Genomic DNA, 24,180 nt, shown 5'->3' with positions numbered 1-24,180 from the left:
CAGGTAATAAACTCAGCTACGATAGCTGCAGGACAATCATTTTTGTTTCTGTCATATCTTCAATCGCAAATCGAGGTCCTTCTCTACCAACGCCGCTGTCTTTTATCCCACCGTACGGCCAATGGTCGAGTCGAAAATTAGAGGTGCCATTAATCACAACTCCTCCTACTTCTAAAGATTCAGCAACACGGTAAGCTAAATCCATTTGATTTGTAAACAGCCCTGCTTGCAAACCGAATGATGAATCATTTGTTTCCCGAATAGCTTCTTCAATATCTTGATAAGGAATGATGCTCACCACAGGCCCAAATACTTCTTGACACACCACTTTGCTTTGTTTAGGAGGATTTAATAGAACAGTAGGTTCTATAGAAGCCCCTGTCTTTTTGCCGCCGCATATCAGCTTTGCACCTAGATCGACTGCTTCTTCAATCCAAACCAAAACTCGGTTTGCGGCTCTTTCATCTACTAAACACCCAACATCCGTCTGAGGCAGCAGAGGATCACCAACTTTTAAAGACGTTACCTCATTCTTCAGAAGCTCTGTAAATTCAGAAACAACTGAGTCATGTACATAAATACGCTGAACTGAAATACAGCTTTGACCGGAGTTGCTAAACCCTGTTCTCCCACACATTTCAGCAGCTTTTTTAATGTCGGCATCTTCATGAACGATTGTTGAAGCATTTCCTCCTAATTCTAGAAGCACTTTTTTCATTCCAGCCAGCTCACATATATTTCTGCTTGCTACTGTTCCACCGGTAAAAGAAATGACATTTACCCGGTCATCTTTTACGATTTGCTGTCCTGTTTCTACTCCCCCTAAAACCATATTAATAGCGCATTCAGGGATTCCAGCTTCTAATAATAGAGCTATAAATTCTGAAGCAACTAAGGTTGTTTGCGGAGCTGGTTTTAAAATGACACTGTTGCCAGCAGCAAAAGCTGGTCCAATTTTGTGGCATACTAAATTCAAAGGTGCATTAAAAGGAGTAATAGCGGCAACAACTCCGACAGGCACACGGAATGTGGAAGCTATCGCTTTTCCCCCTCGTTCGGAAGCATCTCCTGGTATCGTTTCACCGATAAGCCTTTTTGCTTCTTCCGCAGATTGCTCTAATGTTTCTACAGATCGAGATACTTCATCCAACGTATTCTTCAGCGGTTTTCCTAATTCATTTGAGATGAGAAAAGCAAATTTTTCTTTTTGCTTTTCCAAAAGCCGTGCTGCTTCTTTTAAAATTTTGGCCCTTTCATAAGAAGACAGACTAGCAATTGTTTTTTTAGCTTCATAGGCGGCTGATAGCGCTCGTTCAACATCTTCTGGCGTTGCTATAATTTGCTCACCAATTACTTCCTGCGAGTACGGACTTTTAATACTTACTGCTGATCGATTACCTTCAAGCCATTCTTTATTTACATAAGGCCTTGCTCGTCTAAAGCTCATTGTTATCTCTCCTTTTAACAATTGACCTGACTGCTATTTTTAGATCGATCTAATCTTATTTTTAGATCGATCTAAAATTTGATGCAGTTTTCTATAAATCCTATTGATTTAAAGTAATAACTCGTTTTGTAAACGTTATCATAATCCTACAACAGAAATTTTAATCTAGCAATAGAAAATTAAAGAATTTTCTAAAAATATTTATTGATACTGAGTCCAGTTTGCTTATACTCTCTTACGTAGTTTCACATTCACTTCCTTTTTTTTCTTACATACACTGTAGGAGTATATAAGATAGCAGCACTATCAATATGACAAAGAATTTATGATTATGATCGAGCTTAACTATTGCTTATTTGTTTTGGTTACAGCGTATCACCATCTGTTGACTAACAAAAATTTTATAAACGTGAGCTGATACTTGTTGCTTAGGACATAATATACCTTTCACTGTTTTTACAAACAGTAAAATTTGTATTATAATTCTAATAACTAAAATACAAAATAATAAGTTTTTTATTGTTAAAAACAGAAAGAGGCTTTGAAAAATGACTTACAGCGAGATGTCTCTTAGAGAAAAAAGCATTGTATTTATTGGCTTTATGGGCGTAGGTAAAACAACAATCGGCGAACTAGTCGCTAAGAAATTATACAGAGATTTTGTCGATATAGACCAAGAAATCGAAAAAATGTTTCAAATGCCTACATCACAAATCTTTAAAGAGTTTGGTGAAGAGTTTTTCCGAAATAAAGAAAAAGAAGTAATTAGCCAGTTATCTCAGCAGCGTTTAAAAATTATATCCGTTGGCGGGGGCGCATTTCTTCAAGAAGAAATTCAAAAAATATGCTTATCAAATTGTATTGTATTCTTTTTAGACCTTTCATGGGATTCATGGAAAGAGCGCATCAGCCTCATTATTGACAGTCGCCCTGTTTTACAAGGAAGAAGCCTAGAGGATATTGAAGAATTATTTTATACGCGACAAGCAATTTATTCCAACCACCACTCCAAAGTAGAAACTGACAATTTGGATATTGAAGAAGTAGCAAATTATATTGTTGATTCCTTGAAAATGGCTTGGGATATTTACGAACCGTCTAAATAATTCACAAGGAAAAGAAGCAGTTCATTAACTGCTTCTTTTTTTTGATGACGATTCTCGAACAACTAACTGAGGCGTTAAAATAATGCGATGATGATGTTCTTTTTTATCAACAATTTGGTTATGAAGACACCGTGCAGCATCTTTTCCTATTTGTCTTGCAAAAGAAGAGACGGTTGTTAGAGTAGGGTGACATACGGATGATTCCATGACATTATCAAATCCCACTACCGCTATATCTTCTCCCGGAACAATCCCTTTCTCTTTTAAACCTTGCATAACACCAAATGCAACTAAGTCGCTAAAACAAAAAACTGCTGTTGGAGGCTCAGAAATGTCCAACACTTGACGTGCAGCTTCTACACCGCCGCTTCTTGTCGGACCGCTCGGAATAACAAGCTCTTCATCGATAGAAATTCCTGCGTTCTTTAGCGCCGAACGGTAACCTTCCATTCTTTCTTTCCACGTTGTAGAACCGGTTGTTCCTCCTAAAAATGCGATTCTTTTGTGTCCCTGTTCAAGTAAGTGTTGAACCGCTTTTTGAACGCCTAAGCTATAATCTACCCCTACATAATCTGACTCCACCTCAGGCAATTCCCTTACTGCTAGTACTGAAGGAACATCTAAATGCTGAATTTTTCTTATCGTATCTTCCGATGTACCCGCAACAGGACATAAAATAATGCCTCCTACCCGATGCTCTAGCATCGTAGAAAGCAGCTGATCCTGTCGATTATCCGAATCAAACGTCGTACCTAAAAACACCGTATATCCGTCTTTCTCGAGCTCCTCGTGCACTCCAATTAACAATTCTGTAAAAAACGTATTAGATATATCCGTAATAATAACTCCGATTGTTGATGAAGTTTGAGATCTTAAATTTGCTGCAATACGGTCATATACGTATCCTAACTCTTTCATCGAAGCTAGAACTTTTTTCCTTGTTTTTTCAGAAACACTTGGACTATTTCGCACAATAAGCGAAGCGGTAGCTCGAGATACTCCCGCGTGTTCTGCCACTTGTTGTAAGGTTACACGTTTGCGTTTACTTTGTTTCAATTTATTCCACCAACCCTTTATAACGCACCTTTTATGATTATTTTACAATTATCTAAAATAAAAGAAAAGCTTCATCCTTTCACGATGTTCTCTGACAAGGACTCAGTAACAAAAAAAGACGTAGTGTGGGGCTACGTCTTTTCTTCCTAATGCGAACTCATATAAAAATTGATAAAAAAGGCAATGGTAATCACATACATCATCCAATGAATTTCGCGATGGCGTCCTGTAAACAGTTTAATCGCTGTGTATGAAATGAAGCCGAATGCTAAACCTTCTGCAATGCTGTAGGTTAACGGCATCATGACAATTGTTAAGAAAGCGGGAACAACCTCAGTAAAATCGTCGAAGTTAACGTTTCGAATGTCACTTAGCATAAGCGAACCAATAATAATGAGTGCTGGTGCAGTAGCAACGCTTGGGATAAATTGAATGAGCGGTGCAAAAAACAAGGTAAATATAAATAAGATGGCAACCGTTAATGCCTTTAAGCCGGTACGTCCTCCTTCTGCAATACCTGTTGCATTTTCAATATACGTATTTAACGCTGTGCTTCCAAAAATAGCACTCGCCATTGTACCGATTGAATCCGCTGCAAGCGCGCGATTTAAACCTGGAATTTTACCGTTTTTATCTACTAAGTTTGCTTTTTTAGATAGTCCAATCAGTGTCGCTAGCGTATCAAATAGTTCTACGATGGTGAAAGAAAATACAACTGAAAAAATGCCGTAGGCAACTGCACCTTTTAAATCCATTTGAAAGAATGTTTCTCCGACGCTTGGCGGCGTGGCTGAAAAAACGTCTTTCACGGAATGAGGAACTGCTTGTACTCCTACAATCATCGCTAATATTGTCGTAGCAAAAATACTTATAATGAGAGCACCTTTTACATTTTTAGCCATCAGTACAGCTGCTAATATCAGCCCAAAAATAGCAAGTAAAGGTCCTTTATCCATAACGTTTCCAAGCCCTACAAAAGTAGACTCGTTTGCCACAACTAATCCAGCGTTTTTCAAACCGATAAACGCAACAAAAAGACCAATTCCAACTGCTATTGAAGACTTTAATACGTTTGGAATGGCATCAATAATCTTTCCGCGTATTCCTGTTACTGTCAAAACAAAAAACAAGACGCCAGATATAAAAACCGCTCCAAGTGCCGTTTGCCATGACAATCCTTGTCCTAATACTACTGAATACGTAAAAAACGCATTTAAGCCCATCCCTGGACCGGTTACAATTGGGAAGTTTGCCCACAGGGCCATCAGTAACGTACTAAATACAATGGCGTAAATGGTAGCTGCAAGAGCTGCTTCTCGGGGTATCCCCGCGTCAGACATGATAATGGGGTTGACGATTACCATATAACTGACCGTCATAAAAGTTGTAAGTCCTGCTAGTATTTCTTGTTTTGGTGTTGTGTTGCGCTCTGATAGTTTAAACAAGCGCTCTAATATTCCGTTACGCTCCAACACGCGCGCCTCCCTACTTCTAAAAAAAATAAAAAATCCTACCTATTCAAATGTCCTAACAAGGACACGATTTAGGAGGATTTTACGTTACAAAGTAAAATCTTTTGTCCTATTATAGTCTTAATTTACAGATATGCAAAGGCAGAAAACGCTATCATTATAAAAATTTTTATCTTCCGTTAGTTTGGAATTTTGAAAATTTATTTCTTCTATCCCTTTAGTCTGTGGCAAGAGTACTCTTTTTAATCATTTATACAAAAAAAAGAGATTGAGACATAACTAAATCAATCCCATCTAAAGACGAACAAACTGGATAAATGATCTGGACTGCTTGTGACACCGCTGTTGATCTCCGTGCAAGGCTTTGCTTTCCGCGGGCGGCCGGTGAGCCTCCTCGTCGCTTACGCTTTTCCCGCAGGAGTCTTCGTCTTGCCTTCTAATCAACAGCTAGAAGCTACTAAACAGATTAAACCTACGTTCATCATGACAGCAAAAAAATCGAATGATTAATCAATAATTGCGATTAATCATTCGATTTTCACTTCAACTAAAATACTTTTGTCTCAGCACCTTCTTCGTTTTATATCTTATGAAATTAAAAGTGGGATTCTTTTTAGAAGACGATCAATCGAATGATTTGCTTCTTTCAATACAATTCCCTGGTCAATTGTTTTCAGCACGCGATTTTCCATCACAATTTCTCCATCAACCATCGTTAGTTCTACATCTCCTCGCGTTGCCGAATACACAACTCTGGAAATAGGGTCTACGCCGTAAGATGGAAAGGTATGAAGCTGATTTAAATTTAAAATAGCAAGATCCGCTTTTTTCCCGACCTCTAAACTTCCAATTTCTTTTTCAAGCCCAACTGCTTTCGCTCCCCCGATTGTAGCCATTTCTAGCACGTGCTTTGCATTCATGGCCGTTGGTCCGTACGAGGGTTTATGAATCGTAGCGGCCAGCCTCATTTCGTTGAACATATCCAAATTATTATTACAAGGAGCACCGTCAGCGCCAAGACTTAAAAATACACCTTGTTCTAATAAACTGGGCACATCTGCGATTCCGGATGCAAGTTTTAAGTTTGAGCCTGGGCAATGACTAACTTTTACTCCTTGATTCTTAATAATTTGCTTCTCTTGATCGTTTAGCCACACACAGTGCGCTAAAATAAGGCGCTCATTGGCTAATCCTAAATGATCTAAGTACATGATATTTCTCATACCCGTTTCAGCTTCTACGATGCGAATTTCTTCTTGATTCTCAGAAGCATGAGTATGTACATGGACATTATATGCAGCTGATAAATGGCTCACTTCACGCAGCAAATCTTCCGTACACGACAGCACAAATCTTGGGGAGAATGCGTATCGAATACGACCGTTATTTGAATTATGCCATTTTTCAAGCAGCTCTACACTTTCTTTGATCGAGTCAGCCGTTGTCTCCTGCAGAGCTTTTGGCAGATCATCGCCTTTTTTATCCATCATTACTTTTCCTGCAAGAGCTCGGATTCCACTTTGAGATATAGCTTGAAAAGCAGAGTCTGTATGATGAACAGTTTCCATATCTACAATTGTTGTAGTTCCGCTTTGAATGAGTTCGCCGATCCCTAACAGTGCTGAATAATAGATAGATTCTTCATCATGCGAAGCTTCAAGCGGCCATATTTTCTTCTTTAGCCAGTCTAGCAGCTCTAAATCATCTGCTTGCCCTCTAAAAAGCGTTTGACATAAATGAATATGAGTATGTATAAAGCCCGGCACAATCGTTTTATTTGCTGCGTCAATGACTTTATCTACCTTTTCCTGATGCAGGTTTTTCCCGATGGCTGCAATACGATTTCCAACAATATAAAGGTCACCGTAAATAATATCATTCTTCTCATTCATCGTAATAATCTCTGCATTTTTAATTAATGTGTGCGTCATACCTTCTTTCCCCTCTTTCGTAACATCTATCTATTTCTAGCTCAAGCCGAACACTAACATCCTCAAGCAATCTTTCTTACACTGGTCTTAAATATATATGGTGCATGCTCTGAGTTGAATAAGTGTAGGTAACCTCATGCGCGATAGAGAGTTTGGGTAAAAAAAATTCCTAGCTGATTATACAGCTAGGAGGTTGGATTTATGATAAAATCCCAAGTCCCTTTTTCAAGAGGTTATACGAAATCGCAGGAGAATAATGTGATCTTGTATTTATAATATGGTGTTTTCAGTCTACATTCCAGCTTTTTGTCAGAAGTTCTAACATTGTTTTTTTATTCTTTTTCATTATGTGACTTTTCTTAACACCCTTATTTTTCATGTTATGCAATTTATTTTCGTTTCTTCTATGTAATATTTCCTAAAAATAAAGAATCTATCTTCTGTTTCTATACAAAACAGAAAAGTTATTTTATGATTTGTATGATTAAAAAACTACAAATCTATATTTTAGGGGTGATTAACTTGGAAAAAATAAATGTTGGCTGTCGTTTTACGCTTTCCGTTATGAGTGATAACTTCATCGATATTATTTTAGGCGCACTAAACGAAGTGGATATGTCTAAAGTTCAGCGAAAAACGGACCGTGTTAGTACGTTTATTGAAGGAACTGCCAAAGACGTATTTGAAGTTGTGCAAGCCATTTATAAAAGTGCTGGAAAGTCAGGAAAGCATATTGTGCTGAATGCCACGTTTTCAACAGGGCAGCACCAAGAATATTTCGAAGAAAGAAAAATAAAACCAAAAGAAAACATGTCTTCAAACCAACAGCTTTGTGCTTCGTTCCCTGTATCCACTCAATTTTCTTTGTATCCATTAGATACGCCGCATTATGTAGACATCATCAAAAGCGGAATTGGCGCAGTTAAACAACAGGGAGTATTTACCGAAACCGTGCCTTTTGCAACAGCTTTAGAAGGAGATGTGGACAAAGTATTCGCTTCTCTATACGAATGTTTTATGAAATCTGTACAGCAAGCTCGTGTCGTGATGACAGTTAATATGTCAGCACACAGTCCTTCTTCAAAACGATAAATTACTTCTTATCTATTTATAAAGATAGACTACTAGAAAGGATTTATATAAATATGGCTACAAAAAGAACGTTTTTTTCTTTTTTCCTGATAGGTGCATTATTATGTCTATTAGTCGTACCAAACTCTGTTATGGCTAGTGAAAAACCTGCTCATTTAACGGTTGCTTCTTACACGCAGTTCTTGAAAGCGCAAAGTGATAAAAGTTCACTGTATGAATTTTCAAAACTGTCGCGTCAACAAAAACAAAAAGTTGTACAATCACTAAAGGATCCATCTCTGTTAAAAATGGATATTGAAGAGAGCAGCGGCACGGTCGAAGCTGCAAGTACAGCAGCATACGGAGCAAGAACGGCTTCACCTTTATTCAAAACAGCAGCTTATACGGCTTCTTATAAAGCGGCTGGATTTACAACAACAAAACTAACGGTGTATGTAGACTATTACACGAAAAACTCATCGGTGACTTCAGTGAAAAGTGTACGAGGCGTCGTCACGAAAAATGTAAACCCCCTTGTATCTATTTCAAAAAAGAGCTCAAAATCTTGGGTGCAAAATAACCGAGCCTACGGGCGAATTGACTGGCAGTGGAAAATTGCAGCTAAAAATGCCGGAATCAAAAGACAAACTGCTTACGGTACAGCTTCCGGCGCTTCAGGCGGATCTACAGCTATAGTTAATTGATAAAGAGGAATAAATAATGAAAAAATTGATGTGGTGGATTGTTGGTATTACGATTGGAGTACTTTTACTAGGAATTCTGGTAGGTTATTTATCATTTTACAGCATATAAAAACAGCAGGTAATTTCACCTGCTGTTTTTTATCTAAATGTCATATTCTTGTCATAAAATTAAAACCTCCACTTACAGTGTCTAAGTGCCTGTAAGAAGAGGTTGGGATCACAATTGTTAGTAAGCCTGGTCTCTTCTTATCTGTCAAGCACTGCTTGTGGGAGTTGGCACGGTTCTATACAGTCCGTTGCCGAGGTTTCAAAGGGCCTATCCCTCCACCTCTCTTGATAAGAAGTTTGTCGAATTTTGTTGATAATTGTTGATAAGATAAATATTATGTTACATGCTGCACAAACAGATGTCAACTACTTTTCAGAAAATTGTTTTCCCTCTAAAACTATGATATCGCTACCATTACTATGACAACTAGGTTACAAATATATAATTTTTTTATATTTTTTTAATCATGCCTTTACAAATGACTTTTTTTCAAAAGAAGTAATAGCCTCATCTAGCATACGAATGCCATCATCTATCTGTTCTTTTGTTACAGTAAGCGGAGGTACCATACGAATAACTTCACTTGCATTTCCACAAAAATAAAATAACACGCCTTTTTCTAAAGCTAAATCTAAAATCTCGAATAGGGCGTCTCCATCTCCTTCTCCCGTATACGGATCTATAATTTCAATTCCAATCATAAGTCCTAAACCACGGATATCACCAATCACTGAATGTTTTTCCTTTAAAAGATGTAGCTTTTCTAACGCATAAGCACCCATTTTTTTCGTATTATCCAGCAGCTGTTCTTCTTTCATCACTTCAAGGGTCGCAAGCGCAGCTGAACATCCAATAGGATTCCCTCCAAATGTTGTACTATGTGTGCCAAGCGGCCACTGCTTCATTAATTCTTGAGAAGCTACCGTTGCACTAAGTGGAATTCCAGAAGCAATTCCTTTTGCTATAGCCATAATATCTGGTACGACATCGAACGTTTGTCCAGCAAACCATTCGCCGGTGCGTCCAAAACCCGTTTGCACTTCATCAAAAATAAGTAATATTCCGTGTCGATCACAAATTTCTCTTAACTTCTTCATCCAACTTTTAGGCGGGATAATATAACCGCCTTCTCCTAATACTGGTTCCAAAATAACCGCAGCCACTTCTTCGGGCGTCACTTGGTGCTTAAAGAGTGTTTCAAAATCTTTTTCAAGCTTTTCAGTAAAGTATATATCGCTATCTAGCTCTGGCGGACACTCTTTTGGATTTGCATATGGAATTTGATACGTCAGTCCCGAAGGCTGCTGAAACTGTCTATATTTGCTTTTGGATGTTGTAACACTTAAAGCTCCCATGGAACGGCCATGAAAACAACCTAAGAAAGAAATAACGTACGGACGCTTAGTCACATGTCTCGCTAACTTCAATGCTCCTTCAATTGCTTCCGTGCCACTGTTCCCAAAGAAAAAACAGTCTAAATTACCCGGTGTTACTTTCCCTAACTCATCAGCTAACTTTAATATCGATTCGTACATAATAACACCAGAAGGACCATGCAATAATTGATCTGCTCCGTCTTTAATTGCTTTTACTACTTTCGGATGTCTGTGTCCTACATTTGTCGTAGCGATTCCGGAAGTAAAATCGAGATATTCTTTACCATCCAATCCATAATAATAGCATCCTTCTTCTTTCACAACGGGCAAATTCGGATGGTCTTTAGCCATCGTCGGTGCTAGCAATTCAGGCATTCTTTCAAATAAGTGACTCCAATCTTTTGACATACTACATCCTCCTTGAAATTATACAAATCAATTAATCTTATTCCGAAATATAGTTACTTATTAAACAATATTAGGAAATTCAGTTATACTAAACGCTTTAATAGAATAGTAATAAAACTTATTTTACTATGCATTTTTATTAAAATCAATTGTATAAATATTTATATTTAAAATTAATATATCGTCTTTTCATCTCCCCTACTTTTTGTTTATTTATCATAAAAACAGAGATTGAGACATAACTAAATCCATTAAACATAAAAAATCCGAACGATTAATCGTTCGGATCTTCCCTCAACTAAAATACTGCTGTCCCAGCCTATGTAAAGTATATTTATTCAAGATGTTTGGCATCATTGATTGTTTCAAGACGCCACTTTCCGTTTTCATAAGCAAACGTTGTAATGGATGTATTTTGCAAACTTGTCGTCCCAGTTCCTTGTTCTCCACTTGTTACATGATGGATGAATGTATTAATTGCCGCTCCATGACTAACAACTGCTACTTTCTTTCCGATAGACTTCTTCATAATTTCCGTTAACCGCCGAACCATCCGTTCTTGAGCGGCTTCGAGTGTTTCGATATTATATAAAGGTTCTTCTCCCCAATTTGTCGCATAGTTTGGCACAAGCTCATGCAGAACTTCTACGTTCTTTGATTCTAGTTCTCCAAAAGAGCGCTCACGCAGCTGCTCACAAACCTCGACTTTCTCTACTTTAGCAGCTGCTGCAATTTCCCTAGCCGTCTCCTGCGCACGAAGCAAATCGCTTGTATAGATTACATCAATATGGATATCTCGAAAACGTTCCGCTACGCGTTTAGCTTGTTGCTTTCCCGCTTCGTTGAGCGGAATATCAGCATGCCCTTGAATAAGTTTGTTTTTATTCCAATCTGTTTGGCCGTGTCTAATTAAGTAAAGCATCGTAATCCCCCTTTAATCCCGTTTTAGAAATTGATAGACAGCTTTATCAACCTCTGAGCTTTCATGTAAATCCGAATGTGCTTCATGAAACGTTTGGAGGTGAATGTGTTCGGTAAACTCTTGCAGTCCGTACGCACTTTCTACTGTTACCACTCCATCTGTCTTATCACCCACGTCTCCTGCTCCTGAAAAAACGTCGATTTCTTTTGAGAAATCTTGACGACTTTCGTATAGCTTGTTTAACGCTATAGAGTGAAAAGCTAAATCACGAGCACCCATAGATTCAATATGATTGCGTGCATGAGGATACATCTCCATTAACTCCTGATAATCTAATCCTTGAATTGGCGATCCTAACGTAACTAACTTTTGAATATATTGAGGGTTAGACAAACTAACAGCTGCTGCTGTTACTCCTCCCATACTATGTCCAACTAAATCAACAGAAGATGCTTTATATGTATCACGTACATCTTGCATAATAGCTTCAATCCATTTTTGCTGCTGTGCAATACTGGCATCTGGCTTTTTAAAGACGATATGAATAAGCGGAAGTTTTCCCTCTTTTGCTTTCATAATATGCTTCCACTGAATAGCTCCATCTTTTTGAACAACGCAGTAAGCTACTTTAGTTCCCCATCCGTTTTGTTCAAATCGTTTAATCATTTTCCCTAAGCTTTTTTGACTGCCTAAATAGCCATGCATAAATAAAACTGGCACATTTTTCGATTGGGCACCTCGTTTTATTTGTGGGGCAAAAATATAAAAACAAAGCGAAATAAATAATATGATACTAATCAATAAAATTAACAGCCGCAAGTTCTCACCCTCCGATCGTCTCGTCCATTACACTCATTAATAAAAAAATTTGGAGTAAATTTTATTCTGATACGTCCTGTAAGCTGCAGAACTTGTCATCTTTTTCTTGTCAACGAGCTGCTCAAAGCGCAAACGCTTTTCCGTAAGCATCTCTGTTAGCCTTTGTTCTTCATTAGCATTCGTGCATATAGAAATCAATTCTTCTATTGTAGCCATATCTCGTTTTAGCTCTTGTTCATCAGTTATCATGTTTGCATTTTTTAACATCCTATAAGCTTGGCGCAGTTCTTCAGGTATATGTGATAAATCTTCTAACTTTAATGGTTTTCCTTCCCCAGGCAGCTTATCAAAGTCACCGTCTTTTATTGCTTGTCTAATTCTTTCTTCAGCAATTATATACGCAATATCCAAGGAAAGACCTCCTTTAAGAAAATATAAAATTCAATCTTACCTTCTATATAAAAGATGTATAACGAACACAGCTTTTATAACCGTATTTTTTATTATACTATGATTATAAAAATTGAACTACCTTCACTTCTTGGATAGACTACCTTCCCTTTGTGAAATAATTTCCAGAGCTTCACGCCTTTCACTATCAAACTTTCTTGAGCAGTTTCTTAACTAGCTGAAATTCAATGAACGATTCTGCATCAGGTTTTGTTATCTTATCTTACTATATTTATACAAAAAAGCCTCCTTACGCATGTAAGGAGGTGGAAAAAGGTAATTCTAAGGTCATCATGTTATGCCTACTTTCTATAAAACCACATTTTGATAGCGTTTTCAGTGTTTTTTTATATTACTTTACTAATTTTCTTTTCGTTTAATGAGACTCCGTAAATATAGCGAAGCCTCACCAAATTTCTACTCTTCATTATCTGATGGAATCATAATTTCTCCTTCATGCTCTTGTTTTTTCAAAAGCAGCTGAAGAATCGTTTTGGATAATTTACTAGGCTGATAGGGTTTAATCAGAAACTCACACACTCCAAGCTCTAATCCTTTGCTTCTTTCGTCTAAAGCAGATGAGATTAAGATAGGAATTTTTTCTGTCTCTGTATTTTCTTTGAGATGTCTTAAAACATCCCAGCCGTCTAACTTATTTTCTCCTAGCATGATATCTAGAACAACCACTTCAGGCTTTTGCTGATGAATAGAGTTTAATGCGTCTTCTCCGTTGTTAAAATACCGAACGTGAAAACCGCTTTCTTTTAATTCTACCTGTAAAAGCGTCGCTAAACTTTTATCATCTTCTACAATCACTACGCTTTTACGGTTATCATTCGTACTTATCATCATTTCTTCATCGTACTGAACTTCATATAGAAGCGGGAGCACAACCGTGAATGTTGTTCCTTTTTTCCATTCCGATTGTACAGTAATGTCTCCACCATGAGCTTTTACAATTTCTTTTACAATTGCTAATCCTAGACCAGTTCCACCAATTTTGCGCATATCGGAGTTATCTACTCTGTAGAATTTGGTAAACAATTGACCTAGCGCTTCACTTGGTATACCAATTCCTTCATCTTGAATATCAATATAAACAGCGTGTTCCTTTTGATACACTTTAACTGTAACGTTCCCTCCATCGGGCGAATATTTCACTGCATTGCTAATTACATTATTAAACAATTGCAGCAGCTTATCTTTATCTCCCATTACTGTAAAATGCTCTTGATCGGAAATCATATCAAATTCATGCTTACTTGTTTGTATTTTCTGGACCTCAATCACCTGCTTAATAAGCGGCAGAATGTCTTGATACTTTTTATCGTAGGTTTGTTTCCCCGCTTCCATTCTTTGGACGTCCAGAAAATCGTTGATTAAAGACGTTAACCGCTGTGCTTCCTGATAAATAGTAGTTAAATACTTCTTCTGTCTTTCTTCTTTTAATGTTTTGTTTAGCATAAGCTCAGTGAACCCTAATACACTTGCTAAAGGTGTGCGCAGCTCGTGACTCACAGTGCTTACAAATTCCGACTTCATCTGATCAACTTCAAATTCTTTCGTAATATCACGATGAACGAACAATACGCCAAACATCTGACGGTTTCGATACACGTATTCGCTATAAACTTTTATAACTTTTCGCTTACCTTCCGTGTGCAGGTAATAAACAAAAGACTTTTCTACTTGCTCTCCCTTACAAATGGTTTCAACGTATTGTCTCAGCTGCTGTATATTTTCGATTTTTTGAGAGAGAGCATCTAGCCATTGATCGCGAGAGAGCTGAAGAAGCCCGCTTTGATGCTCATATTGAAACAATTCGCTAATCTTCGTATTCACTTGTAGAATCGTACCGCTTGTATCTACAAGCTGCATTCCTTCTTGAATCGAGTTTAAAATATCTTGAGATAGCAATCGGTCATGCTCAGACTCTTCGTAAATATAAATTTTTTCAAGAGCAATCGTGATTTGTTTGGCCAGTATTTCAAATGTCTGTAATTCATGTTCTGTGTATTCATCCGCGTAGCGGCTGTAAAACATATAGGCTAGCATATCTCCCTGTGAAGACAGCACCGGTACGATAACATCATACAAATAAAACGTTTGCTGATGATATAGGCGCTCATGTTCTATACACTCTCTTTTTACTACCAAACATTTTTTCGTCTTTTGCACATGATCAACATAATTATTATGAAGATTTGCCACCATCTGTTGAACACTTGATGAAGATAGACCAAATGAAGCATGTGTCTTTTCATCGGTTAGCATAATAAAACCGTGATCAGCTTTCATCACTCGGCTCATGTTTGTGACAGCACTCGTGAGAACTTCTTGCTTGTGAAGAGAATTTGTTAGTCCATGCACAAATAAATTGCGCAATTCTAACTCTCCTTCTCGTTCCTTTGTCAATTCTAATGCGTGCTGAAGTTCATCTTGCTGACTGTGCAACTCATCTTGCTGTGCAATCAGCTCCTCATTTTGAGCCGTTAACTCCTGTTCATTATTTTGCAAAGTCGATACCATTTTGTAAAAGGCTTGAGATAGCATACCGATTTCATCTCTTCTATGTTCATCAAATGTCATAGGCATTTCTTTTCCAGCAGCAATTTCGCTTGCCGTATATGCTAGCTGACTTAGTGGCTTTACAAACTTATTTAGCAGTACCCGTGTAAGCAACAATAAAATGACCACTGTAAACGCTAAAAATAAAATAAAGAGCGTTTGACTTTTCTGCATTTCACTCGACGTATCATCGTACTGTGTATTTAAGTCTTTAGTTAGCTGGTTTTGATAGTCATCAAGTTCTTTTTGCATTTGTTCTATTGATTTAGAAGCAGCCTTCCGCTCAGGACTAGAGCGGACTCCTTCAATACCTTTTTTGTCGTAAATATCTTTAAAATAAGGAAGCGTTTGATTAAAATACGTGTTTAACATCACCATCGCTTCATTTACAAACGTACGCTCACGTCTATCTGTGGCTAGACCTGAAAGTCGATCGAGATTTTCTTCGATAATTTTTTGCTGACTTGCAGCCTCGTTATACATATCCTCTGAATCAAACGCAATAAAACCACGAGCCTGCAAAAAAGCCTTGTTCATTGATTTATCAATTGTAGATAGCAGCTGTGCCTTTTCCCGTACTTGTGCCCTGTACTGGGCATAATCAGCTGTAATTTCTTTTTGTCGTACGACAAGTACAGTTGAACCCGCTGCAAAAGCAAGTAAAAGGATACTTGCTAAGAGGATGAACTGGGTTGAGATACTTTTTCGTTTTAGTTTATTGTTCATCTAAAATTTCCTCGACACGTTCGGCTAGTAATAGGGGACTAAACGGCTTAGACATAAAATACGCAGCCCCTGCTTCTAACACTCGGCTTTGATCAGCAGCTTGACTCTTAGCTGAAAGCATCAATACTTTTGTATGGCGCTTATCTTTCATTTCTTTCAGCTGCTGAATGACTTCAAGCCCGGTGAACGCGGGCATCATATAATCCAAAATAATTAAGTCAAAATCACGTTCTTTAATAAATTCCAAAGCTTCTTCGCCATTTTCTGCTTCCGTCACATCATGTCCTTCATCTTCAAGCGTATCTACCACTAACATACGAAGCACTTCTTCATCTTCCGCTAATAAAATTTTGGCCATTGTTATTCCTCCGCTTGTAGTCGTCCATACGTTTTTTGCAATATGAAGTAGGACGGCTTTATTCGTTCGTGAAAAGTTGGATACTCCCAATTTTTCCACTTGTATAAGTAAAAATCTTTTAATAAAAGTTCTCCTTTTTTCTGAGTCGGAAACGTATCTTCCACGTCATTGCTCTTCTTATTAACAGCTACGACTCCCACTTGAATTCCTTTTATTTTCTCGCTGGATTCTAATCCTTTTTTGGACCAAATATCTCCCATTATTTCTTTTTGACTCGGATCTTTTACATTTAAAAGCGCCCAAGGGATGCGAAGTTCAGCAATTCCATTTGATTCATCCACTTTAAAATCTGCTAATGAATCGAATGAAGAAGAGTTAGGATCGCTGTTTCCTTCTTCGAGCTTCCCAGTTTCATAGGCGTCAAAAGGAATGGTTCTCTTGTTATTCCCTTCGCCAATCGCTAACTCTTTGTTGAGCGCCAGCCTGATTGGATTAAACATGCCGTTGTCTTTTGTATCGGTTCCTTTTACCGCTGAAATCATTTGAAGCTGATGAGCATATGAAAAATAATACGTATCGTAATAGCTGTCTACCCATAAGTGACTGTCTTCTTTCCCGTTTAATTCTGCTACAAAATCGATTCCTTTTGTTTTTAAGGAAGGAATTTGAGGAATTTTCGCCTGTCCCTGATTGTTAATCGTGTTAAACAAGAAATAAAGCTTTTGATCTTCCAGTTCTTTTGCACTCACGTGTAGATATAGATAACCTTCATCACTTGTAATGTTCAATGCTTTTAACTTCTTAGACGGCTTATATACCGACTTGCTTTTCAGCTTTTTCCAATCATCTGATTTACCGTCTACTTTGACTTTTAGCTTCGTTCCTGGATCAAAACTCAGCAGTCCAAAATGCTGCTCTCCCGTTTGCAAATTCGTCCAAAATGGTCTGCGGTTCGGATTGTCGTACTCCATCGTATTCCACGTTCGCTTAAACCATTCATCTTGCCATGTAAAGACCATACCGCCAGCCATTTTCTCTTCAACAATATCTTCGTATAAGCGTGACAGAATCTTTCCTTGTTCTTGTTCCGTATGAAAGCCTTGATCCCACCCGTATACGTTTCTATGGGTCAGTCCTCGTGAAGCTGGGATACCGAATTCTGCAACAAGAACGGGCATATGATGAACTTCTTTCATATTTTGCAAATAGCCTGCGTAGTTATTTTTCTCTCCTCGATGATCTCTATAAGCAAGATAACGAGGTTCATAGTTTAAGAAATCAGGATAGTACGGATAAATATGATAAGAAGCAAATAAGCCCGGCTCAAATTTTTTGGTCGTGTGAATTAAATTAGGATTAACAGACACTTTATCTTCGTCTTCAGAAGGCTCATATGGATGAGTCAGTAAATCCGTCGTCACCCAGTTCGTAAAGCTCATAGGCCGCTGCCAATCATATTTATCCTGCTCATATGAAATTGTTTTTTCCATAAGCTGAGCAAGCCAAATTTCAAAGGGATTGCCTTTTTCGGTATAGATGTACTGCCCTTTAAAATCTTTCATTCCTTTATGTTTTTCATTTGTTGAAAGGGCTACAGTAGGATCCCATTCAACTCCTATAATCCAGCCTAGCACATAAGGAGAAACGTCTGCTGTATAGGTGCCGCTTGCATGTCCCGTCCGTTTTGGCAGCGTTGCATTTCCGTGAATAACGTTTACAATCCTTTTCATTTCAGCTTCAAATTCTTTTGTGTTTCCCTTCGCAAAAGCATCTTGTGAATCATAGAAAACTTCTTCATTCACCCATACTCCATGAAAAAGATAAATGGGTTCTTTGGCTTTTTGGTTATACTCAGCAAGCGCTTCATAAAAGGCAGGAGGATGAATGGTGTATACGCGGACTGAGTTTGCATTCATCTTTCCAATTTCTTTAAACCAGCGCAAATATTCCTCTTTCGAAATAGCAGTCTCACCGGGGAAATGGCCTGGTTTACTAATGCCCATATTTACTCCTTTAATCAGCAAATCCTTCCACTTGCCATTTTGATAAACTTGCAAATAATCTTTCCCTACTTTCCCTGCTACTTTACGGTCAGCATCTTCATAGATTTCCATATTTTCATTAAAAGTAGCAGCGGCGGGCTGCGATTCATTTTTCCGTTGATCTATTATCTTGTTCATAAGAGGCAGGTAAACAGTCCAGTAAAATGAAGACTCATCTTCTTTTCCAATTTTCTCTGTCCATTTCTTCCACACCGGGTAAAAAGAGGTTTGATAAATGGAAGGTACTTCTCCTTGATCTGCAAAATCTCCTGCAAAGTAATAGGTATCATATCGCTCTTTATTGTGATGAATGACTGCTGGTATGGACAAAGGAATGCCATTTTCCTTTAGCTTGTTTTGTCCTTTAGAATCCAAGTGAAAGACAAACTGAGCCTGCACATCACTTTTTTGATGCGGTGTAATTACGTCAAACCAATATTGATAAGCAGATTCATCCTGTAAATCCAATGTTTTCTTTCCTTGTTTTGTATATTGAAACCATACTGGATTTTCTTTTAATTCTTTTTCCGTTACAATAACGAGCTTATTGGATTCATTAACAAATAATAATCCTTTCCCTGTAAGGTTCCACTCTTTGCTGTACTGCTTTTTGTAAGCACTTTTTACCCAAGCAGGAACTTCTTCACTGCCGAATTCATCAAAATAACGACCAATCCAGCCGGACCAGGTAACATTGTATAATTCATACAGTTCTTTACGAACGTCTAAAGAAGTAGGGCTTCCGAATGTATTAAACTCTCCAATCAACGTTTTTGTACGTCCATTCAGCGCTTTCTTAACGTAGCTGACGTCGTCAGAAGTCATACCGCCATACACCAATTGAGATCGATTTCCTTTTTTAGCTTTTACGCCTAAATCTTCTTTATATACGCCATAAGTGTCCGTGATATAAATCATATCTGCAGAGTTTGTTTTTGGCAGAGATTTAATGCTGTATGTTTTATCTCCTTTCGGGTAAAACCCTGCATAATCTTTTGAGATTTCATAAGGCTTTCCACCTTTGCGTACTTTCGCTTGATTCAACATCCACATTAAACCTTGATGCTCTCGAAACGTTTGATCTGGAACTGTTTTATCAATGACAAGCATATTTAAATCAGTTGGTTTCTTTAGCTGCCAAATAAGAAACGGAGAAGCCGTTACGGCAATAACCAAGATAATGCCGCCAATTAATAACCATTTTTTCATTGTGAAACTCCTTTTCGCTGCATGTCTCCCCAGCCTTTTTTATTGCGAATAACATCCAACAATCCATGACAGCGCCATATAACAGTTAGAGGGCGATACCAAAAGGATTCGGTCAGGGAAAAGACAAACAGCTTAGCGATATCAGATACTTTTGGATATTTGCGAAGGCTCCACTCTTCTAGCAAAACGGCCGCCATCGAATAAAGAGAACCATATACAACCATTAAGAGAAAAAGCAAATAAGCAAACTCTACATAAATCCCGCCTACAACTAGAGAAATGACAATAAACAAATACCCTAACATTTCCATGACCGGCCCGATTAGTTCAATAAACACAAAATAAGGCATAGAAATCATTCCGATACTTCCGTATTTCGGATTAAACAGCATCTCTTTATGCTTCCAAAGACTATCAAATAAACCGCGGTGCCAGCGGTTCCGCTGTCTTCGCAAATATTTGATTTCATCGGGTGCCTCTGTCCAGCATACGGGATCTGGAATATAAACAATTTGATTGTTGGTTTTTTTCTGTTTAATCAGTCGGTGCAGGCGGACAACAAGCTCCATGTCTTCGCCGACTGTATGAGAATACCCCCCAGCTTCAATCACCCAGCGTTTAGAAAATACGCCAAATGCTCCTGACACAATAAGTAATAAATTATGGCGACTGAGACCAATGCGCCCCATAAGAAAGGCACGTAAATATTCAATAATCTGCATCACAACAAGCGGCTGCGTATCAAGTCCAATAGATACGACCGCACCGTTTTCGATTTTACATCCGTTTGCAATTCGAATACTCCCTCCTGAAGCAATTACTTCTCCGTCTGAATCAATAATTGGCTTCATAACTTTTAAAAAAGCGTCTCTTTCTAACACTGAATCGCCATCGATCGAACAAAAATAAGGATAGTTGGATAAATTAATTCCTGCATTTAATGCATCTGACTTTCCCCCATTTTGTTTATCGACTACATATAAATAATCGTATAATTTAGAACGATATACAGCTTTTACTTCTTTCGTTTCCACTTGCTTTCTCACAACTCGATTCATTTTCACAAGAGAAAACTCTTCGATGAGCTTTTCTAACGTATCATCTGAAGATCCGTCATTTACTACAATTACTTCATATTCCGGATATTCAATTCCAAGCAGTGAACGCACGCTTCCAATAATCCCGACAGATTCGTTATAAGCGGGAACTAATATAGATAACGGCGTTGTATAGCTAACCGCAAGCAAATCTTCATAAGGCTCTTCATCATTTAATTGATATTGCTTTCGCAGTTGAAAAGCAGAGATGATAAACATCATAAAATAAAAACAAAGCACAAAAATCATATAAGCAAATACAGCCCACCCGCAAATGGACAATAAAAGATGCCAAACACTATTCCACAACCGTAATTCCTCCTTTTTCAAGCCACTCTGCTGCCATATCTTTTGAAAACTTGTCATCAGTCGTTTCGTATACATGAACTAAGTATTCTGTACCTGTTGGGATTTTCATCATTGACTGAGCAGCATTCGAACGCACAAGAAAGTGAGAATCTTTTAGCGACTGCTCAAGAAGTGACAGTCCCTTTTCATCTCTCGTTTTGCCTACTAGTTTTGTAGCCATCATTCTTTCTTGCCAAATATCGGACTGAAGATGTTTCGTGAGCTCCTCTATTTTTAATGGAAAAGATAAAGCGTTTAGTGATTTCAACGAACGAATTCGCAGTTCTTCTGATGAACTTTTCATGTGCACTTTTAAGAAATCTATATACTCTAATTTATGATTGATACCGATCATATCGATAAGAGGCAGCTGAATTTCTTCTCGCAGGTCTTCAAATTTATTAATAAATTCCTGAAACTGCTCACTGTTCATAGTTCCAAATAAAGAGCGGTACATAAATTCAGACAGCGGTCTAGAAGCGTGCGTCATGTACACAACAAACTCAGGACGGTTCAGCTTAACTAAAATCTTTAAAATTTGATTTTTTTCAGCCGCTGTACTATTTTTTTTCTCATACATTTCTACTAATTGGTCTGTTAGCATAGTTATACCAAAGTCTTCAATAGCATAAAGGGCATTCATTCTGACACTCCATCTAGAATGATGCAGCTCTTTTTTATATTTGGGTGTAAAAGCCTTCTCCGCATAGACCGTAATGTTATTTAAAATGTCATCGCCTTGCACGGCTGCAGAAAAACCGCTCAATAGTTCTTCTACACCCGCCAGCTCTATTTTATTTTTAGGCTCGACGCGATGCTCTTCATCTTTTCTGTATAAATAAATAAAAAGAGATTCTTTCATACTCTCTTTATAGGATTCTACTTTTGCTCGAAAAGCGTTTAAACGCGCTTTTTGAATAAATAAATAACTCAGAAAACAGACTAAAAGCAATAGCAATCCGCCAAATAAGACATATACCACTTGAATTGACATCGCCATTTATTTCACCTTCTTCATTAAATGACGCACGCGCGCTTCAAGCTCCATTAACTTAAATGGCTTTGTCATGTAATCGTCTGCCCCAAGTTCTAATGCTCTTTGAATATCTTGTTCGCTGTTTCGTGATGTAAGCATAATAACCGTGTACTGATCGTGACGTTTATGCTGTCTTAATTTTTGCAGAACTTCCAAGCCATCCATTTTAGGCATCATTCCATCTAAAATAACAAAGTACTGATCACTAGAGTGAATCCATTGGGATTCAAAAAATTCGATGCCGTCTTTAAACACTTCTATTTTCACTTCATAGCGATCTCCTACATCAATCTTACTTAAAAGCTCTTTCAGCATCGTTCGAATGATAGAATCATCATCAATAATAGCCATACGAAGCGTTCGCTTTTTAACCAGCTTGCTTTGAGAAGAAGCTACAATTTTTTGACGCCCTGATTCCTTCGCTATATATAATGCTTCATCAGCTTGATGAAGAGCTTTTTCTAACGGCCATTCAGTGTTATGAACTTCTACAACTCCGCCGGAAAAGCTGCAATAAAACGAATTGCTTTGATGTGTGAACACTTTTTTCACAAACAAATCCAACAGTCTATTTAATACTGTTTCTGCCTCTTTTATATTGGTTTTTGGAAGTAAAAGAATAAATTCTTCGCCTCCATATCTAAAGATGTAATCTGTTGGACGAATTTCATGCTTCATATACTCTACAAATGCTTGCAGCACACGGTCTCCCATAAGGTGTCCATACTGATCATTTATTCTTTTAAAGAAATCTAAATCTAAAATCGCTAAACAAAAAGGCTCTTTCAAGCGGTCGTAGCTAGATAGCTGCTGACTGTAGACTTCTTTTAAATACGTTCGGTTATAGGCTCCTGTTAATTCATCAAACATTAAATAGGAGTTAAACATCTGCTTTCGTTCAATATGGTGACCAATTCGAAGTAGACTTTCTTCCATATCAAGAGGTTTAACAAAAAAATCATCGGCCCCTAATTTAAAAGCCTTCAAACGCGTCTCCCTTTGATTATCAACGCTCATCATGACAATCGGGACGAACAGTTGCTTTGTTTTATCACGTAAAAATGAAAGAATGTCAAAGCCCGTACCGTCTTTCATATGTACATCAACAACAAAACAATCCGGCTTTAATTCGTAAAAAGCCGTAATGGCTTTTTCTTTAGAAGCTGTTGCTAATACGTACCAGCCTTGTTTTTCAAACTGTTCTTTTAAATACATCAGCATTGAAAGATCATCATCCACAAGTAAAATATTAGCTGTTTTTTCACTGATTTCTATCGGTTTATTTATATCTTCTACCGATTGAATTTCATCTTGATAACAAATTTTAATAATATCTAATAAAAAAGTATTCAACTCTGAGTAATCCCAAGTTTTTTTCTGGTTTTTTTCAACGGCTTCCATTAACTCGCGGGAACGATCTCCTAAATAATGCAGTCCAATGGTCGCAGAGGTTCCAGAAATTGAATGCAAAAAGCGATAGACCTCTTCATGAGGTATTTCTTCATTTTGATCAGTCCACTCTTGCAGCTGCTTGCGGACATTAGCTAACAATGCAATTTGATATTTATCCATCTTATACACCCTTTGTTCGATATAGTTAACACTTACCCCATATTACTCCATCCATTTTTCTATAATATTTTGTAAGTAAATGAAATATTTTCTTGATTTATTTTAAGTATGTTTTTTCCAAATGAAAAGTAATTACTCTTTAACCATACTTTTCCTCCAATGATTTTACTTTAAAATGATTCTTTTTTCACCCATTATTTTTTCTCCTCAATAAGCAAAATGACCTGTTATCTTCTTTATAAATAGACCTACAACCTTATTGACAAAATTAATCAGTCTTTGTTACCCTTATACACGTTGTGAAAAATTTAAAAGTGAATGTTAAGGAAAGCAGCCGTTTTGATGAATAATCAATCAAATCAGGTTCTTTCCTTTTTATATTTTTACTAAGGTAGATACTTTGCTAAATAAAG

18 protein-coding genes and 1 riboswitch are annotated in these 24,180 nt (G+C 37.6%); of the genes, 3 read left to right on the top strand and 15 right to left on the bottom strand.

Translation table 11 applies throughout. The annotated features are described in order from the left end of the window. Nucleotides 1-16 precede the first annotated feature (16 nt). On the bottom strand, nucleotides 17-1,447 hold the full coding sequence (locus LIS78_RS04885) for an aldehyde dehydrogenase family protein (RefSeq protein WP_252284715.1): 1,431 nt from the start codon (nucleotides 1,445-1,447) through the stop codon (nucleotides 17-19). Nucleotides 1,448-1,995: 548 nt separating this feature from the next. Here LIS78_RS04885 and LIS78_RS04880 point away from each other — a divergent pair. Continuing rightward, complete coding sequence (locus LIS78_RS04880; protein WP_013055659.1) at nucleotides 1,996-2,553, top strand: shikimate kinase; 558 nt, start codon at nucleotides 1,996-1,998, stop codon at nucleotides 2,551-2,553. Between the two features lie 24 nt (nucleotides 2,554-2,577). Here LIS78_RS04880 and LIS78_RS04875 read toward each other — a convergent pair whose 3' ends face one another. The 4 genes from LIS78_RS04875 to LIS78_RS04860 all read right to left on the bottom strand — a co-directional run bounded on the left by LIS78_RS04875 (nucleotide 2,578) and on the right by LIS78_RS04860 (nucleotide 7,012). Beyond that, complete coding sequence (locus LIS78_RS04875; protein ID WP_013081964.1) at nucleotides 2,578-3,609, bottom strand: LacI family DNA-binding transcriptional regulator; 1,032 nt, start codon at nucleotides 3,607-3,609, stop codon at nucleotides 2,578-2,580. A 146-nt stretch (nucleotides 3,610-3,755) separates the two neighbouring features. Next, nucleotides 3,756-5,081 (bottom strand): NCS2 family permease, encoded by a 1,326-nt coding sequence (locus tag LIS78_RS04870; protein WP_013055656.1) that lies wholly within the window; start codon nucleotides 5,079-5,081, stop codon nucleotides 3,756-3,758. 294 nt (nucleotides 5,082-5,375) lie between these two features. Further along, nucleotides 5,376-5,525: a hypothetical protein gene (locus LIS78_RS04865; protein ID WP_252284714.1), complete on the bottom strand. Its 150-nt coding sequence runs from the start codon at nucleotides 5,523-5,525 to the stop codon at nucleotides 5,376-5,378. A 143-nt stretch (nucleotides 5,526-5,668) separates the two neighbouring features. Next, nucleotides 5,669-7,012, bottom strand: coding sequence for a 5'-deoxyadenosine deaminase (locus tag LIS78_RS04860; protein WP_252284713.1), 1,344 nt, complete (start codon nucleotides 7,010-7,012; stop codon nucleotides 5,669-5,671). 522 nt (nucleotides 7,013-7,534) lie between these two features. Between LIS78_RS04860 and LIS78_RS04855 the strand changes: the two genes are divergently transcribed. Together LIS78_RS04855 and LIS78_RS04850 are read left to right on the top strand one after the other, a co-directional pair. Further along, nucleotides 7,535-8,104 (top strand): YkoF family thiamine/hydroxymethylpyrimidine-binding protein, encoded by a 570-nt coding sequence (locus LIS78_RS04855; protein WP_252284712.1) that lies wholly within the window; start codon nucleotides 7,535-7,537, stop codon nucleotides 8,102-8,104. Nucleotides 8,105-8,157: 53 nt separating this feature from the next. Beyond that, complete coding sequence (locus tag LIS78_RS04850; protein ID WP_116074593.1) at nucleotides 8,158-8,787, top strand: hypothetical protein; 630 nt, start codon at nucleotides 8,158-8,160, stop codon at nucleotides 8,785-8,787. Between the two features lie 243 nt (nucleotides 8,788-9,030). Further along, nucleotides 9,031-9,130, bottom strand: a riboswitch (SAM riboswitch). A 170-nt stretch (nucleotides 9,131-9,300) separates the two neighbouring features. Here the strand turns inward: LIS78_RS04850 and LIS78_RS04845 are convergent. The 10 genes from LIS78_RS04845 to LIS78_RS04800 form a co-directional block, all read right to left on the bottom strand. Continuing rightward, the gene (locus LIS78_RS04845) at nucleotides 9,301-10,620 is read right to left on the bottom strand and encodes an aspartate aminotransferase family protein (protein ID WP_252284711.1); all 1,320 of its coding nucleotides are present in this window, start codon (nucleotides 10,618-10,620) and stop codon (nucleotides 9,301-9,303) included. Nucleotides 10,621-10,954: 334 nt separating this feature from the next. After that, a complete protein-coding gene (locus LIS78_RS04840; RefSeq protein WP_195781039.1) occupies nucleotides 10,955-11,542 on the bottom strand; it encodes a histidine phosphatase family protein in 588 nt (195 codons plus the stop codon). 12 nt (nucleotides 11,543-11,554) lie between these two features. Continuing rightward, complete coding sequence (locus LIS78_RS04835; RefSeq protein ID WP_252284710.1) at nucleotides 11,555-12,361, bottom strand: alpha/beta fold hydrolase; 807 nt, start codon at nucleotides 12,359-12,361, stop codon at nucleotides 11,555-11,557. Between the two features lie 36 nt (nucleotides 12,362-12,397). Next, complete coding sequence (locus LIS78_RS04830; RefSeq protein ID WP_116074601.1) at nucleotides 12,398-12,772, bottom strand: DnaJ family domain-containing protein; 375 nt, start codon at nucleotides 12,770-12,772, stop codon at nucleotides 12,398-12,400. 456 nt (nucleotides 12,773-13,228) lie between these two features. Then, a complete protein-coding gene (locus LIS78_RS04825) occupies nucleotides 13,229-16,105 on the bottom strand; it encodes an ATP-binding protein (protein ID WP_252284709.1) in 2,877 nt (958 codons plus the stop codon). Continuing rightward, a complete protein-coding gene (locus LIS78_RS04820; RefSeq protein WP_252284708.1) occupies nucleotides 16,095-16,463 on the bottom strand; it encodes a response regulator transcription factor in 369 nt (122 codons plus the stop codon). Before LIS78_RS04820 ends, LIS78_RS04825 begins: the two co-directional genes overlap by 11 nt. 2 nt (nucleotides 16,464-16,465) lie before the next feature. Beyond that, on the bottom strand, nucleotides 16,466-19,714 hold the full coding sequence (locus LIS78_RS04815; RefSeq protein ID WP_252284707.1) for a hypothetical protein: 3,249 nt from the start codon (nucleotides 19,712-19,714) through the stop codon (nucleotides 16,466-16,468). Further along, nucleotides 19,711-21,120, bottom strand: a complete 1,410-nt coding sequence (locus LIS78_RS04810) for a glycosyltransferase family 2 protein (RefSeq protein WP_043980132.1) — start codon at nucleotides 21,118-21,120, stop codon at nucleotides 19,711-19,713. Before LIS78_RS04810 ends, LIS78_RS04815 begins: the two co-directional genes overlap by 4 nt. Further along, on the bottom strand, nucleotides 21,110-22,159 hold the full coding sequence (locus LIS78_RS04805; protein ID WP_252284706.1) for a HEAT repeat domain-containing protein: 1,050 nt from the start codon (nucleotides 22,157-22,159) through the stop codon (nucleotides 21,110-21,112). The genes LIS78_RS04810 and LIS78_RS04805 overlap by 11 nt, the downstream gene beginning before the upstream one ends. Further along, nucleotides 22,160-23,767 carry a GGDEF domain-containing response regulator gene (locus LIS78_RS04800; RefSeq protein WP_252284705.1) on the bottom strand — a complete coding sequence of 536 codons (1,608 nt, stop codon included), beginning with the start codon at nucleotides 23,765-23,767 and terminating at the stop codon, nucleotides 22,160-22,162. It lies immediately after the preceding gene. Between the last annotated feature and the right edge of the window lie 413 nt (nucleotides 23,768-24,180).

The sequence above is a fragment of the Priestia megaterium genome, from assembly GCF_023824195.1.
In the GTDB taxonomy this organism is placed as follows: Bacteria; Bacillota; Bacilli; order Bacillales; family Bacillaceae_H; genus Priestia; species Priestia megaterium_D.
This window is presented reverse-complemented; position numbering and strand designations above follow the sequence as displayed.